This is a genomic window from Paraflavisolibacter caeni (genome assembly GCF_025628885.1).
Classification (GTDB): Bacteria; Bacteroidota; Bacteroidia; order Chitinophagales; family Chitinophagaceae; genus Flavisolibacter; species Flavisolibacter caeni.
The window spans coordinates 32,501-48,429 of record NZ_JAOTIF010000014.1 but is presented as its reverse complement, the minus strand read 5'-3'; the positions used below and the strand labels follow the sequence as shown (position 1 = coordinate 48,429).

The 15,929-nt window shown below is 42.9% G+C and carries 9 protein-coding genes; all 9 read left to right on the top strand.

Annotated features, from left to right (window positions below; genetic code table 11):
* Window positions 1-314 precede the first annotated feature (314 nt).
* Complete coding sequence (locus tag OCK74_RS16130; RefSeq protein WP_279298090.1) at window positions 315-770, top strand: sialate O-acetylesterase; 456 nt, start codon at window positions 315-317, stop codon at window positions 768-770.
* Window positions 771-786: 16 nt separating this feature from the next.
* Window positions 787-1,782: a polysaccharide deacetylase family protein gene (locus OCK74_RS16125; protein ID WP_279298089.1), complete on the top strand. Its 996-nt coding sequence runs from the start codon at window positions 787-789 to the stop codon at window positions 1,780-1,782.
* 313 nt (window positions 1,783-2,095) lie between these two features.
* Window positions 2,096-3,259 (top strand): glycoside hydrolase family 27 protein, encoded by a 1,164-nt coding sequence (locus OCK74_RS16120; RefSeq protein WP_279298088.1) that lies wholly within the window; start codon window positions 2,096-2,098, stop codon window positions 3,257-3,259.
* Window positions 3,260-3,269: 10 nt separating this feature from the next.
* A complete protein-coding gene (locus tag OCK74_RS16115; RefSeq protein WP_279298087.1) occupies window positions 3,270-4,394 on the top strand; it encodes a glycoside hydrolase family protein in 1,125 nt (374 codons plus the stop codon).
* Between the two features lie 124 nt (window positions 4,395-4,518).
* Window positions 4,519-5,856, top strand: coding sequence for a glycoside hydrolase family 28 protein (locus OCK74_RS16110; protein ID WP_279298086.1), 1,338 nt, complete (start codon window positions 4,519-4,521; stop codon window positions 5,854-5,856).
* Window positions 5,857-6,004: 148 nt separating this feature from the next.
* Window positions 6,005-9,037: a glycoside hydrolase family 2 protein gene (locus tag OCK74_RS16105; RefSeq protein WP_279298085.1), complete on the top strand. Its 3,033-nt coding sequence runs from the start codon at window positions 6,005-6,007 to the stop codon at window positions 9,035-9,037.
* 301 nt (window positions 9,038-9,338) lie between these two features.
* Window positions 9,339-11,432, top strand: a complete 2,094-nt coding sequence (locus OCK74_RS16100) for a beta-galactosidase (RefSeq protein ID WP_279298084.1) — start codon at window positions 9,339-9,341, stop codon at window positions 11,430-11,432.
* 65 nt (window positions 11,433-11,497) lie between these two features.
* A complete protein-coding gene (locus OCK74_RS16095; RefSeq protein ID WP_279298083.1) occupies window positions 11,498-14,512 on the top strand; it encodes a glycosyl hydrolase 115 family protein in 3,015 nt (1,004 codons plus the stop codon).
* Window positions 14,509-15,915: a family 43 glycosylhydrolase gene (locus OCK74_RS16090; protein WP_279298082.1), complete on the top strand. Its 1,407-nt coding sequence runs from the start codon at window positions 14,509-14,511 to the stop codon at window positions 15,913-15,915. Before OCK74_RS16095 ends, OCK74_RS16090 begins: the two co-directional genes overlap by 4 nt.
* Window positions 15,916-15,929: the final 14 nt, after the last annotated feature.

Here is a 15,929-nt window from a genome sequence, read left to right as displayed (position 1 = left end):
TTTATACCTGTAATGATTATTGATTGTTGTGAATTCTGTTGTTTTTCATAAGCGTCAAACTTACAATTTCGGGATAGTACGGGATAGTTCATCACGTTCGGAAAAGTACTTTTACAATTCCTATCAATAAATTGCTATATGAAGAAATATCTTACTCTTCAATCCTATTTAATTTTTATCTCAGCACAAGCATTCGCATTGCCTGTAAGTAAACGTAATAAGCCATCTACTAGTCGGGGAAGGATAAATTTTTACACTTAAGTGTGTACGTTAACAAGTTCGTAAAATGGTATATCTATAATGTGTAAAGAAAAATGAAATCAATCTTCAGCATTTGTTTATTATTCGCCTCATTGCTTACCATGGCGCAGAAAGAAAGAATTGACAGCAACTTCCATTTGTACCTGCTGATCGGGCAATCCAATATGGCAGGAAGAGGACCTTTAGATTCAGAAAGCAAAAAAGTACACCCTCAAATACTGATGCTTGATTCTCAAAATCACTGGGTGCCTGCCACAGACCCCGTTCATTTTGACAAACCAAAATCGGTGGGAGTTGGTCCTGCAATCAGTTTTGCAAAAGAAATGCTTGGTAAAAGAAAAAACATAAGAATAGGCCTGATACCTTGTGCACTTGGTGGTTCACCAATCAAGGTATGGGAGCCCAATGCTGTTTATTTAAATGTTTTTCACCCCTATGAAGACGTAATAAAACGGGCACGGATAGCCATGAAACAGGGCGTATTAAGGCATACTCTGGCACCAGGGTGAATCGGATAATGACTCATTGCATGCAAAACTTTACCTGGATAAATTAGAAACGTTGATCAACCGGCTTCGCACCGATCTGCAGCAACCGAACCTGCCATTTGTGGCTGGCGAGATCGGTTACTTCAATAGAACCAATTATATCAATGGTGTCATTAACCAGTTGCCCAAACAGGTGCCTAATACAGCAGTGGTTTCCGCAAAAGATTTAACTGACAAAGGCGATAAGCTTCATTTTAGTACGCCATCAGCAAGAGAATTGGGTAAAAGGTATGCTGAAGCCATAAAAAAATTGCATTCAAATGGCAATACCCAGTGCGCAGAAAACAAAAATGAACCATTTAAAGATCCTATAGTTGTATTATGTTTCGACGATGCTGAGATAAGTCATTACACAATTGTCTCCCCTCTTTTAAAGAAATATGATTTTGACGCAACTTTTTTTGTCTGTAAAATGCCCTGGAAATCCCCGGTTGATTCCGTCTATTACATGAAATGGCCACAGATCTTTGAACTCTATAAAATGGGCTTTGAAATCGGTAATCACACTGGGCACCACAAGAACATGACTAAATTGAATCGTGATCAGATGATGCAGGAAATCAGTTATATCGAAACGAAGTGTAGGGAGAATGGCATTCCTAAACCTATTTCATTTGCCTACCCCGGTAATAGAGCAGATTCGTTGTCACAAGTTGTATTAAAAGACATGGGGTTTCGTTATGCCCGTGCTGGAGGGAGTAAATTTTATGAACCAAAACAAGACGGACACTTGGTGATACCCAGTTACACAATGGGCTCTACTGAAAAACTCAGAGAGCGGACAATGTATGCACTGAAAAGTTTACAGCCTGGCCAGATTTTAGTTTTCACCATACATGGCGTTCCCGACATCGCACACCCTGATTATACCACATCTGCGGAAGTTTTTACGGAATATCTGCAATACATAAAAGAACATCATTTTAAGGTGATCGCCATGCGTGATTTGGATAAGTATACAGTTTCTTATTAAAAAGAGTTTTAAATGGCAGTATCGTAATCATCATAGCAAACATTGCCTCCTGTTTCTACAGGAGGCTTTTATAATTTTATCAATTGTTTTGTATTCAATTTTAATGAATACTGATCATGAAATATATACTCTGTTTATATTAGTTTTTGGTTTTTGCTCATTCAGACATCTGTTTTATTGCTCGCAAAAAAGGTATTGTATGAATTTTGCCTGGGTTAAAGCTCAATCCTGATGTGCTTTATGAAAATTGAAAGAGTGAGCATAAAATATATAACCAAATTTTGTTTTAAACTATAGAAACTGGATCTGTAAAATGAAGACACTTAGACGCTTTTTGATCTGTTTTGCATTATTGTCAGCAATGAGCTCATTATATGCTCAAAGACACAAAGCTCCAATCATGGGCTGGAGCAGCTGGAATCACTTCCGCGTACATATTGATGAAAAAATGATCAGGGAACAAGCAGATGCCCTGGTTTCTTCCGGGATGTATGAAGCTGGTTACCGATTCATCAACATCGATGATGGCTACTTCGGTGGCAGGGATTCCTCCGGTAAGCTGTTTGCTGATGTAAAGAAATTCCCCTCCGGCATGAAATCCTTAGCTGATTACATACACAGTAAAGGTCTGAAAGCGGGTATTTATACCGATGCTGGCAGTAATACCTGTGGTTCAATTTATGACAAGGATAAAAATGGTATAGGAGTAGGAATTTATGGACATATCGGGAAAGACTGTAACCAATTCTTTAAACAATGGGGCTATAACTTTTTAAAAGTTGACTGGTGTGGTGGCCAACAAATGAAATTGGATGAACAAACAGAATACTTGAAGATCATTGATACAGTAAAAGCCATTGACCCAAATATATTATTCAATGTCTGCCGCTGGCAATTTCCTGGTACTTGGGCCATTCAAAAGGCTGACTCCTGGAGGATATCTGGAGATATAGAACCCAGGTTTTCTTCCATAATGAAGATCATTGACCTGAATGCCGATCTGTATCAATATGCTTCTGCCGGCCACTACAATGACATGGATATGCTGCAGGTAGGCAGAGGGATGAGCTATGAAGAAGACAAGACTCATTTTTCCATGTGGTGCATGATGAATTCACCACTGCTTGCCGGCAATGACTTACGCAACATGACCCGACAAACGGTAGAGATCCTCACCAATAAAGAAGTCATCGCACTCAATCAGGACAGTGGCTATATGCAGGCAAGAAGAATTCTAAAAGACAATGACATTGAAGTATGGATGAAACAACTTGAAAACAGCAGCAAGAAGAACGCAATTGCAATCCTGAACAGGGGAGAAGAAGAAAAGGTATTTACAATAAGTGCACAAAAATTAGGCATAAGTAACAAAAGCAAGCTTAGAGATTTGTGGTTGCACAAGGACTTGGGTACAATAGGAAAGGTGCAAAAAATCACCATACCCAAACATGGAATAGTTGTATTAAAAATCAATTAAACGATTCTTTATGTTGGAGAAAAAATTAAATCCCTCTATAAAATTTATTGCCTTTTTTGTTTTGTTATTAGGCAACCTGGGACAGTTGTGCGCTCAAAAAGTCAAAACCTCTCCTGTTGTAAATATGAGTTCCAAAAATTCGGATGGTAAAATTTTAAAGATGGTAACTGATCACAAAGGTCCTGTTATCAGTGCTGATCATCCGGATGTTTTGGCAAGTGCCAATCGTTCAGGATTTGAAACTGGGCAGGTGGTGAAGATCAATGATGTGTACCACATGTTTGTAAATGAAATGTTTGAACATCCGCACAGGGATATGCGCATTGCCTATTGGACCAGCAATGATGCCATCAACTGGAAACGACAATCCACCATAGTAAATAGTATCCCGGGCAGGACACCCTCTAATCCACGCTCCGAAGTGTGGGTGACAGGCGTAGTGTTTAATGAAGAAGAAGATGCCTGGAATATTTTTTATGTGGCTTACCGGGCAGGAGACAGCACTAAAGGAGAAATTGCCGGCAATGATTATGAGGGAAGGATATGGCGGGCTAAGTCTGTTGTAAAAGGCCGTGATGGCATTGCAGGCCCCTATGCCGATATGGGCATTATGATGGAACCAGATGAACACTCCCAGCCTTGGGAAGGCCAACAGGCAGTTGCCTGTTTTAATCCTTATAAAGTAGGCAATACATGGTTTTCGATGTATGATGGTCATTACCACACACCTAAAGGCCCATGGCCAACAGGCATTGCTTTCGCTCCCAAGTTAACCGGACCATGGACAAGAATGCCCGAAGGTTTTAACCCAATACCCGTAGCGGATGTATTTATGGAAAATGAGATCGTGTACAAATTAAAAGATGGGCGTTATGTGATGATTTTTGATTCCTTTGGCGATCATGAAATTGGATACAGCATCTCAAATGATGGCCTGAATTGGAGCAGGGAAACCCGGGTGAAAGTACAATCTCCTAAAAACTTGTGGGCCGAGGCAGGCGACCATTACACACGAACACCACTTTGTGCTATTGAAGAAGAAGATGGAACATTTACGGTAATTTATACTGCCATGACTAAAGTCAACAATAAGAACTTTTATGCCATTGGTAAATGCTCTTTAGCCTGGCAATAGCTGAACTCATTGCATTGCCACCTGTGAAGTTTATCATAGAAAATCAACTGTGTCATTAACGCTCCAAAAGGAGTTGTGAATTAAAATTGAGGCTATCAGATCTGAAATCATTTTAAACATGAAAATGAATCGATTCATTGTGCTTTACGCACTTAGTTATTTTACTCTGTCAAATGCTGTTGCAAATAGCAATAGGCTACAAGAACCAATTAGAATAGGAACCCGCTATATCAATGAAAAGCGTTATAATATTGCCGAGCGAGGAGCCATCGGTGACAATAAAACCCTTAACACGAAAGCTATTCAGGCAGTTATCGATGAATGCGCACAAAATGGCGGGGGAATACTCGTCATACCCAAAGGCATATTTGTGAGCGGTTCACTTTTTTTGAAACCTGGAGTAAATATCGAATTGCAGGAAGGAGCAGTGCTCAAGGGGTCGACTAATATTGACGATTATCCGAAACTCAGCACCCGCATTGAAGGTCACTTTGAGCCATGGCGGGCGGCATTAATTAACGGAGATAGGGTTGATCATCTTCGAATAACCGGTTTTGGTACGCTTGACGGTAGCGGCGAGCTCTTTTGGAAAGAGTTCTATAACAGGCGGAATGCTGATAATAAAACCACTAATTTAAACGTAGAACGCCCAAGACTGACCTTTATCCAAAATTCAAAGGATGTCAGGATCAGCGGCATTACCTATTTGAATTCAGGCTTCTGGAATCTGCATCTTTATCGCTGTCAGAATGTGACGGTAGAATACTGCCGTTTCCAGGCACCATCGGGACCTAAACCTTACCACCATGCCCCAAGCTCAGACGGCATCGACGTAGACAGTTCTCTGGACATTGTTATTAGCAATTGTTTCTTTTCTGTAGGCGACGATTGCATTGCACTGAAAGGATCAAAGGGACCTTTTGCCATGCAGGATCAAGACAGTCCTCCGGTAGAAAGGGTGCAGATCAGTGATTGCATATTCGAAGCCGGAGGAGGCATCGTCACCTTCGGAAGTGAAGCAACCATAGTCCGCAACGTAGACGTTAAACGTTGCATCACCCTTGGCCCAACAGTCTTGAGATTGAAACTTCGCCCGGATACTCCTCAACAGTACGAAAATGTAAGTATGAGCGATATTACCATGAAAAATGGAGCGGTGATTTTCAAGGTTTCACCTTGGACTCAGTATTTTGATTTAAAAGGACAGGAGGCGCCAAAGGCTTTGGTTCGTAATATTAAGATCTCCAATGTGCGTGGTACAGGCGGTTCTTTCGGCCAAATTACTGGCCATGATCAAACTGTGATCCGTGATATTTTGGTAGAAAATGTAGATGTACAATTGAAGAGTACAGACTTCCAGGTAGGAAATGTGCAGGAGCTGCGTTTCAGGAAAGTTAAAGTGAACGGTAAAACCATGCCTGTCCCAACTTCAGGAAAGACAGTGGAAAACAGTAAAGAATAAAAAATGATATAAGTGTCAAAGCTACAGTTTCGGGATGGTACGGGACAGTTGAGCATCAGCAGGAAAGTACTTTTATTATTGTATGTAAAGAACCCAAAGTCCAATCACTCGCATTATTAATTCAATTCATTAACTATTACATTAAAAAATGAGACAAACATTAACTACCCTTTGTTGGATAATAGCACTCATCACCAGTGTTGCTGTGCAATCCGTGAATGCACAAAGGGTAAAGTACAACTTTAACCCCGGCTGGAAGCTGTTTGTTGGAGATCCTGCAGACGCCTACAAGCCAGACTTCAATGACGCCTCCTGGAAGGCTATCACCCTGCCTCGGGCTTGGAACGAAGACGATGCCTTTAAAAAAGATATTGTCGATCTTTCTACCGGTATAGCCTGGTATCGTAAGCATTTCAAATTGCCTGCCGCTAGCAAAGGGCAAAAAGTGTTCATTGAGTTCGAAGGCATACGGCAGGCCGGAGAGTTTTACGTAAACGGAAAGCGTATCGGCATGCATGAAAACGGCGTAACAGCTTTTGGTTTCGATATTACAGATTTGGTAAACTTTGGGAATGTAGGCAACGTAATTGCTGCCAGAATAGACAACGACTGGAACTATAAGGAAAAGGCAACCAACACCAAGTATCAATGGGAGGATAAGAACTTCAATGCCAACTACGGTGGCATCTGCAAAAATGTTTTCCTGCACATCACACCAAAAATTTATCAAACACTTCCTCTTTTCACAAATTTGGGTACTACTGGTGTGTACGTTTACGCAGATAATTTCAATATAAAAGGCAAGTTTGCAACCATTCATGCGGAATCCGAAGTAAAGAATGAAAGCAATAAAGTCCAACAGCTTGTTTATGAAGTGTCTGTAAAGGATATGAATGGAACAGTATTAAAAACCTTTACAGCTGACCAGGCAACCATTGCTCCCGGGGAAACCAAAATTGTAAAGGCTGCTGCAGTCGTAAATGGATTGAACTTTTGGAGCTGGGGCTACGGGTATTTGTATGATGTCCAAACAACGCTCAAAGTGGCAGGCAGTGCGGTAGATGTGGTAACTACCAAAACAGGTTTCCGCAGTACCGCTTTCAAAGACGGTATGATCTATCTCAACGACAGGGTGATCATGGTGCATGGCTATGCGCAACGTACTTCCAACGAGTGGCCCGCCATTGGTATGTCCGTTCCCGCCTGGCTGAGTGATTACAGTAATAAACTGATGGTGGAAAGCAATGGCAACCTGGTGAGGTGGATGCACATCACACCCTGGAAACAGGATGTGGAGTCCTGCGACAGGGTAGGATTAATGCAGGCAATGCCTGCAGGTGATGCCGAACATGATGTGACGGGTGTAAGGTGGGATCAACGAAAAGCAGTGATGCGTGATGCAATAATTTATAATAGAAATAATCCAAGCATTATTTTTTACGAGTGCGGCAATGAGTCCATTAGCGAAGCGCATATGCAGGAAATGAAAGCAATTCGTGATCAATACGATCCAAATGGAGGCCGGGCCATAGGCTCCCGTGAAATGCTGGACAGCAAAGTTGCAGAATATGGCGGCGAAATGCTCTACTCCAACAAAAGCGCACATATACCCATGTGGGCAATGGAATATTCCAGGGATGAAGGTCTAAGAAAGTACTGGGACGATTATACGCCTCCTTATCACAAGGATGGAGATGGTCCTGATGAATACAGATCAGCTGCGACCAATACCATCCAGAAGAGACCGGATGCAAAGGTATACAACCGCAATATGGAGTCACATGCTGTAGAAAATGTAAAACGTTGGTATGAGTTCTGGCTGGAAAGACCTGGAACTGGCAAGCGGGTAAGTTCGGGCGGTGTAAATATCGTTTTCTCTGAAACAAACACACACCATCGTGGTGCCGAAAATTATCGTCGCAGCGGCGAAGTAGATGCCTTACGGATCAAAAAACAAAACTTTTATGCCCACCAGGTGATGTGGGATGGCTGGGTAAATCCTGAAAAGCCTCGCATACATATAATAGGCCATTGGAATTATGCTCCGGGTGTCCAAAAGAATATCTACGTGATTTCTTCTGCGGAAAAAGTGGAGTTGAAAGTAAATGGACAATCACTTGGCTATGGTGAGAAAAGCGATGGCTTCTTGTATACCTTTAAAAATGTTGAATGGAAAGCCGGGAACATCATCGCTATAGGTTATGACATAGCAGGCAAACAGGTGTGCACAGCACAGATCAATACTGTAGGTACACCTGTGGCTATTCGATTGACCAACATTAAAAGCCCTAAAGGTTTTATTGCAGATGGTCATGATCTTGCATTAGTGGAAGTGGAAGTAGTTGATGCGCAAGGCAACCGATGCCCGACTGCTTTAAATACGATCAACTTCTCTTTGCAAGGACCTGCAGAATGGCGCGGTGGCATGGCTCAAGGGCCAGATAATTGTATTCTTGCTCAAAGCCTTCCGGTTGAAAATGGCGTGAACAGGATATTGATCCGTTCAACAAGCAAACCTGGCCTCGTTACGCTGAAAGCCTCTGCCGACAGTTTGAAAAGTGCAGCCATATCTATTACAGCGCAGCCTTTTGCTACAGAAAATGGTTTGACTAAAGTATTGCCTTCCACTGCGCTCCCCTATAATTTGGAAAGAGGTCCTACGCCATCTACTCCCTCCTATAACATAATGCGCAGACCTGTGGCGATTGTGAAAGCAACAGCCGGAGCAAACACAGATTCTGCATTTGCCAGCTTTGATGACAATGAGTTGAGTGACTGGGTAAACGATGGACAATTGTCAACGGCATGGATCGAATATGAGCTGGAAAGAGAGGCTACTGTTAATGAGGTCACCTTAAAGCTGAATAACTTCCGTTCCCGTGTTTATCCTTTGATCATAACTGTTGATGGAAAAGAGGCTTTTAATGGAAAGACTGCCACTACCCTTGGTTATTATACCGTTGTCTGCAATCCCCAAAGAGGAAAAAAGGTAAAAATTCAGTTGGCCACCCTTTCCGAAGATCAAGGGGGAAACAAAATGGTGGAGGTAACAGGAAAAAAACTGGACGATGGTGTGGCAAGAGATGACGCGAAGGCTAAAGGAACACTGAGCATCATAGAAGCAGAGATCTATGAGAGCCTCCCTGCTCAAAACCTGTCTGCCGCAGCAAATAGTAGGTAAGTCTACAATAGACTTTTTAATTAGTTATTATTATAAAGGGTTTAAAATGCTAAATTAACTTTAACATCTTAAACCCTAATAAGTCATGAAATGGAAAAATAGCAGAGAGGGAAACCTCTTTGCTATTTTATAAAGCAGCTATCGTTCTCTATGTAATAAAAAAAGAGCAAATGAGATAACCTGAAATGTATCAATCAGCCGTTTTTTTGGTACGATCTGACGGTTCAGGGCGGCCAATTCAGAGTAGCTTCGCCCCTCAACCAATTTACATTTTCAACTATTATTGATTAAGATGCCCCATATGCGTATTGCTTGTACAAAAGTATTTTTGGCTCCCCTCAAGTTGATCTTTCTAGTGAGTATGCTGACTTTATCGCCGCACTCTTTTGCCCAAATCAAATTCAATAACATTCTTTATGGCGTGTCATATTACCACGAATATATGCCCTCTGAGCGCCTCGAAAAAGACGTACAGATGATGCAGGATGCAGGCGTATCTGTAGTTCGCCTGGCAGAATCTTCTTGGAGCGGTTTTGAGCCACAGGAAGGTAAATTTGAATTTGCCTGGATGGATCGAATTATTAACCGGTTGCACAAAGCTGGTGTTAAGGTAATTGTTGGTACACCTACTTACTCCATTCCACCATGGTTATGGAAGAAACATCCTGACATGTTGATTGAATACGCTGATGGTCGGAAACTGGGTTATGGCATTCGCCAAAATGTGGACATTACTAATCCAACATTCCTGGTGTATGCAGAACGGATCGTGCGTAAGATCGCCGAACACTATGCAAAGCACCCGGCCGTCATTGGCTTTCAGGTGGACAACGAAACGTTGACCCGTGGTGCTGCTAATCCAGGCTTTCAGAAAGGCTTTCTTGATTTTGTAAAAGGAAAATTTGGCACCACGCAAACCCTCAACAAGATCTGGGGTTTAAACTACTGGGGCATGGCGATGGACAATTGGGACGAGTTCCCGGATCGCAATTCTGTTACAAACACCGGTTACAAATTGGAATGGGAGCGGTATAAAATGAAGGTGATTGCCGACTACCTCACCTGGCAAACAAAAATTGTGGATGAATACAAACGTCCCGACCAGTTTGTGACGCATTGTTTTATGACCACTCCCGAAATAGACAAATGGGCAACCAGCCGGAGCATGGATATTCTGGGACTCAACAAATATCCTCCAACCCAGGATAAATGTTCAGGAGCCGAATATGCCATGGCTGGTGATTATATCCGTTCGGTAAAAAATAGCAATTACCTGGTCACCGAAACTACAGGGCAAACTACCGGGTGGGATTCAAAAGATCAACATCCGCCCTATGATGGACAATTGCGCCTGAATGTGTATTCTAACATTGGTTCCGGTGCCAATATGGTCGAATACTGGCATTGGCATTCCATTCATTACGGGCAGGAAACCTATTGGAAAGGCATCCTGTCGCACGACTTGGAACCTAACAGGGTGTATGAGGAAATGAAGAAGACTGCACTGGAACTTAAAAAATTTGGTCCACGCCTCGTGAATTTGAAAATAAAGCCCCAGGTAGCCATCCTTTTTAGTTACGATGCCAACCATGCTTTGAACATTATGCCTTACAAAGAGGGAAGTAATGCTTATCGCTCACAAACAGACCAATTACACCGCGTTCTCTATAACAACAGTGTAGCTGTAGACTTTATATCTGCTGATCATGTCAACTTTAAAGATTATAAGCTCGTAATTATTCCGCCACTATATGTCGCTTCTGATTCGCTGTTGAACGCTATAGCCGACTTTGTTAAAAACGGAGGTCAGGTGGTGATGATGTTTAAAAGCGGATTCACTGATCAGAATTCAATGGTACGTCCCGTTGTTGCGCCAGGGCCACTACGTAAGGCTTGCGGATTCTACTACCAGGAGTTTGCCAACATCGATGATCTAAAGCTGAAAGACAATCCATTCGCAGTAGCTGATAAGGATAATACTGTTTCAGATTGGGCTGAATTGATTATCCCCGAAACGGCACATGCTCTGGCCTTTTACGACCATCCATTTTACGGAAAATACCCTGCTATTACCAGCAACAAATTTGGAAAAGGGACTTTAGTCTACGAAGGTTGCCGCCCTTCTGACGCTTTACAGGAAAAGATTTTGGTATCGGCCATGGAACGTGCCGGTATAAAAACCAGCGACCAGGATATCCATTGGCCGCTGATTGCCAAGCAAGGCACTAATGATTATGGGAAAAAGGTTCATTTTTACTATAACTATTCTCCGAAAACAGATTCCGTGACGTACAACAATCCGGACGGTAAAGAACTAACTACAGAACGTAAAGTAAAAAAAGGCGAAAAATTATCGTTAGAACCCTGGGGCGTTCAAATTGTAGAAGAAAACTAATTCGGCATAACAAACCAGGAAAATGAACTGCTTATCTCATTTAGTTTTAAACCACGTATTGTAAAATGTATCGTTACACATTGTTGAAGCCTGGGATTGCCATTCTTTTTATCTGCTCCTTATTTACTTTAGGAGTCCATGCCCAGCAGGTAAAAGAAAATAAGATCTCAATACTGCAAAATAAGCAAAGCGGTTCGTTTCCATTAGTCACGGGTGGAAATGCATCCTCTATATATTTTGATGCAACGGATGCTCCGGTTGTGCGCATTGCCGCCAAAGCATTAAAGGAAGATATCAAACTGGTTACAGGTATTACAGCGGCGCTGGACAGTTCCAATGCCTTACAGCCCTATAGTGTGATCATTGGAACCATTGGAAATAGCAAATTGATTGATCAACTCATCTCCACTAAAAAGTTGAAGGCAGCTCAGATCAAAGGGTCTTGGGAAAGGTTTGCCATCTCTGTAATTGATCAACCTTTCGGCAAGGTGAAGCAGGCACTCATTGTTGCAGGCAGTGACCCTCGCGGTACTGCATTTGGCGTCTTTGAACTTTCCAAAATGATGGGGGTCTCTCCTTTTTACTGGTGGGCTGATATCACCCCTGTGCCTCAAAAGGAACTCTTTATTACAAAAGGTACTATCCTCTCTGCGCCTCCTTCTGTAAAATACAGGGGCATATTCCTGAACGATGAAGACTGGGGTTTGCAACCCTGGGCAGCAAAGACCTTTGAGCCCGAAACAGGCGACATCGGGCCAAAGACCTATGCCAGGATCTTCGAGCTGTTGCTGCGCCTGAAAGCCAATTTGATCTGGCCTGCCATGCATCCCAGCACAAAAGCTTTTTATCACTATGCTGGCAACCCAAAGGTGGCTGCTGACTATGGCATCATTGTAGGCTCTTCACACGCAGAGCCCATGTTGCGTAACAATGTAGGAGAGTGGAATGAAAAAACGATGGGACATTTCAATTACATCACCAACAAGGAAAGGGTTTACAGCTACTGGGAAGACCGGGTAAAACAAAGCAAGGGAAATGATGCCATCTATACTATGGGCATGCGCGGAGTGCACGACAGCCACATGGAAGGGGTTAAGGATGAAAAGGAGGCTGTTCCTTTACTGGAACGCATCATTGCTGACCAGCGTGGATTACTCAGTCAGTATATGGCTAAAGATGTGACATCCATTCCCCAGGCATTTACGGCTTATAAAGAGGTGTTGGACATCTATGACAACGGATTAAAGCTACCTGAAGATATTACCCTTGTTTGGCCAGATGACAACTACGGTTATATCCAGCGCCTGAATAACGAAAAGGAACAAGCCCGTGCAGGTGGTTCTGGTGTTTATTACCATGCTTCTTACTGGGGCCGCCCACATGATTACCTCTGGCTCAGCTCAATGCATCCTTCCTTGATGCGCGAAGAAATGATGAAGGCCTATGAGACAGGTGCCAACAGGTTGTGGGTGCTAAATGTAGGAGACATCAAGCCACTGGAATACAATATAGAGCAGTTCCTGGATATGGCTTATGATGCAACTCCCTTTCGGGACAGCCGGTATGTTCGGGTGCACATGAATCAATGGATCAGCAACATTTTCGGTAAAGAGCAGGCACAGAGGATAGGCCGTATTTTATGGGACTATTATCATTTAGCCTTTGAAAGGAGGCCTGAGTTTATGGGCTGGAGCCAGACTGAGCCTACCACCAAAACCTCCCTTACAGAGTACAATCACTTCTACTATGGTGATGAGGCACAAAGGCGCATTGATCAGTATGAGGCACTGGAAAAAGAGGTGAAAGCCCTCAGAGCAAAAGTGGATGCAAAAAGAGCAGATGCCTTTTACGAGCTGGTATATTATCCTGTAGTAGGGGCTTCTTGGATGAACAAAAAATTCTTGTACCGCGATAAAGCAGCCTTTTATGCAAAACAAAACAGGTGGAGTGCACTGGACTATGCAGCATTGTCTAAGGCGGCTTATGACAGCATTGTTACGGAAACGGAATATTATAATACTAAGCTTGCAAATGGCAAGTGGAAGTACATGATGTCCTTCAAGCCAAGAGACCTGCCTGTTTACCAGACTCCTGTATTCCCTGAAATGGCTATTAGTGGTGGGGAGGGTTGGAGTATCGCCCCGGAGGGGTATGTAAGGAAAGATTCTTCTCTTCTCAAAGAAGCGGCTACTATAACGCTACCCACCTTTGATGATATATACAAACAGAAGTACTTTATAGATATCTTCTTAAATGATAAGAAGCAGGTTGCCTGGGCATCTACCGTCTCCCACCCATGGATCAAACTTTCGCAAAGTAGTGGTGTGCTTTCGCCCGAAACAGGGAAAACGCAAATGCGCCTCTGGGTGGAGGTTGATTGGAATAAGGCCTCTAAAGAAGAACAATTATCTGGCAGTATTGTTTTCAGAGGAGTTGATAAAGAAAGGATCGTAGAAGTACAGGGAAGGAAATTAAGCAAACCGGAGTTGTCCCACTACAAGGGCTTCATTGAAAATAATGGTTATGTTTCCATAAATGCTACAAACTTCACCAGGCAAACAGCAAAGGGTTCCATGCATTGGAAAGTGATCGATGACCTGGGTTATACAGGAAAAACATTACAGGTATTACCATTTAAGACAAAAGAGGTATCCCTGTATACAGATGCAGAATCCATCAAAAAGAACAGTGCTTATGTGGAGTATGATTTTTACACCTTTACCGTTGCAGCTCCTGAAGTAAATGTCTTTACGCTTCCAACGCATCCCCTGAACAACAAATTCAGCATGCGCTATGCCGTATCTGTGGATAATGGTCCGGTGAAGGTTGTCGATTTCCGGACCTTTGGCAGAAGTGAGGAGTGGAAGCAAAATGTCTTAAGCAACAGGGCCGGGCGTAAAATACAACTGCCGTTTCTGGATAAAGGCAATCATACATTAAGAATATACTGCGTAGACCCTGGTGTTACTCTGGATGAAATCCGTATTGATCTGGGTGGACTGAAAAAAGCCTATAGCACGTTGCCGGAAACTAAATCTGAAAATGCATCAAAGACTGCATTTAAAAAAGCCTCCTTATGAAAATCATAATCAAAACTGTATTTGTCATTATACTTTTAATAAACTCTTTGGGTTCCAGTGCCCAAAAGCAAAAAGGGTATAGTGCTATTTATTCTGGGATTCCCCGGTACGATGATCGGGGTAATGTGGTGAGCGCCCATGGTGCCAACATCATCAAAGACAATGGCCGCTATTACCTTTTCGGTGAAAAACATTCAGACACCAGTAACGCCTTTGCCGGTTTCAATTGCTACTCTTCCACTGATTTGTACAACTGGAAATTTGAAAGTCTGGCGCTGCCGGTGCAAGACACCGGTAAGCTTGGTCCCAACCGCGTTGGCGAGAGGGTGAAGGTGATGAAATGTCTTGCAACTGGCGAATACATTATGTATATGCATGTCGACACCCTTGGCTATAAGGATCAATTTGTTGGTTATGCAACGTCAAAGACAATCAGCGGACCTTATAGCTTCCGCGGCCCCCTGCTCTTTGGCGGCAATCCGATTAGGAAATGGGATATGGGTACTTTCCAGGATCACGATGGTGCAGGGTATGTGTTACTCCACGGTGGTGATATTTACAGGCTCAGTGATGATTACAAAAGCATCAGCGAACAGGTACATAAAAGCATGACTTCTGGGTTTGAATCGCCTGCCATCTTCCGAAAGGACAGCCTGTATTACTTCCTGGGCTCGCACCTGACCAGTTGGGAAAGAAATGATAACGATTATTATACAGCCACCTCGCTGAAAGGACCCTGGACCTTCAGAGGCACCTTTGCGCCTAAGGGCACACTGACTTGGAACTCGCAAACCACCTTTGTTTTGCCAATTGAGGGTTCCAAAGACACTACCTTCATGTTTATGGGTGACAGGTGGTCCTTTCCCAAACAGGCATCGGCCGCTACTTACGTGTGGCAGCCGCTGACGGTTTCCGGCACTTTTCTTTCGATTCCAAAATATGTGGAAGCATGGCAAATCAATTCGGCGACTGGCGTTGCTTCACCGGTAACGATAGGTAAAACAACAATGAAGAGTACTGATAAAGGATTGATTAAATATTCCGGCAACTGGAAGCAAGACACCTTATCCGTAATGAGTTCAGATGAAAAAGATGCTTCTTTCTCGTTGAAGTTTAAAGGAACACAAATTGGCTTTTATGCCCTTTCTCGTCCCAATGGTGGCTATGCAAATGTGAGGCTTCAAAACAGCAAAGGAAAAACTGTTGTGTCTTCAATTCTCGATATGTATTGTAAGTACCCGGCGGCAACGCTTAAGTTTCTGAGTCCTGTTCTGGCAAAGGACAACTATACCTTAACCGTGACGGTCATGGGTGAACGCGGTAACTGGTCAGATAAAAGAAAAAGCGATTACGGCAGTACTGGCTATTTTGTGTCCCTCGATAAAATTGTCATCAATGAATAAAATGTCCAAATTGA

Bases quoted from the DNA above. Each gene is read 5' to 3' on its own strand.
- OCK74_RS16130 (WP_279298090.1), top strand. From the start codon at position 315: ATGAAATCAATCTTCAGCATTTGTTTATTATTCGCCTCATTGCTTACC.
- OCK74_RS16120 (WP_279298088.1), top strand. From the start codon at position 2,096: ATGAAGACACTTAGACGCTTTTTGATCTGTTTTGCATTATTGTCAGCA.
- OCK74_RS16115 (WP_279298087.1), top strand. From the start codon at position 3,270: ATGTTGGAGAAAAAATTAAATCCCTCTATAAAATTTATTGCCTTTTTT.
- OCK74_RS16110 (WP_279298086.1), top strand. From the start codon at position 4,519: ATGAATCGATTCATTGTGCTTTACGCACTTAGTTATTTTACTCTGTCA.
- OCK74_RS16105 (WP_279298085.1), top strand. From the start codon at position 6,005: ATGAGACAAACATTAACTACCCTTTGTTGGATAATAGCACTCATCACC.
- OCK74_RS16100 (WP_279298084.1), top strand. From the start codon at position 9,339: ATGCGTATTGCTTGTACAAAAGTATTTTTGGCTCCCCTCAAGTTGATC.
- OCK74_RS16095 (WP_279298083.1), top strand. From the start codon at position 11,498: ATGTATCGTTACACATTGTTGAAGCCTGGGATTGCCATTCTTTTTATC.
- OCK74_RS16090 (WP_279298082.1), top strand. From the start codon at position 14,509: ATGAAAATCATAATCAAAACTGTATTTGTCATTATACTTTTAATAAAC.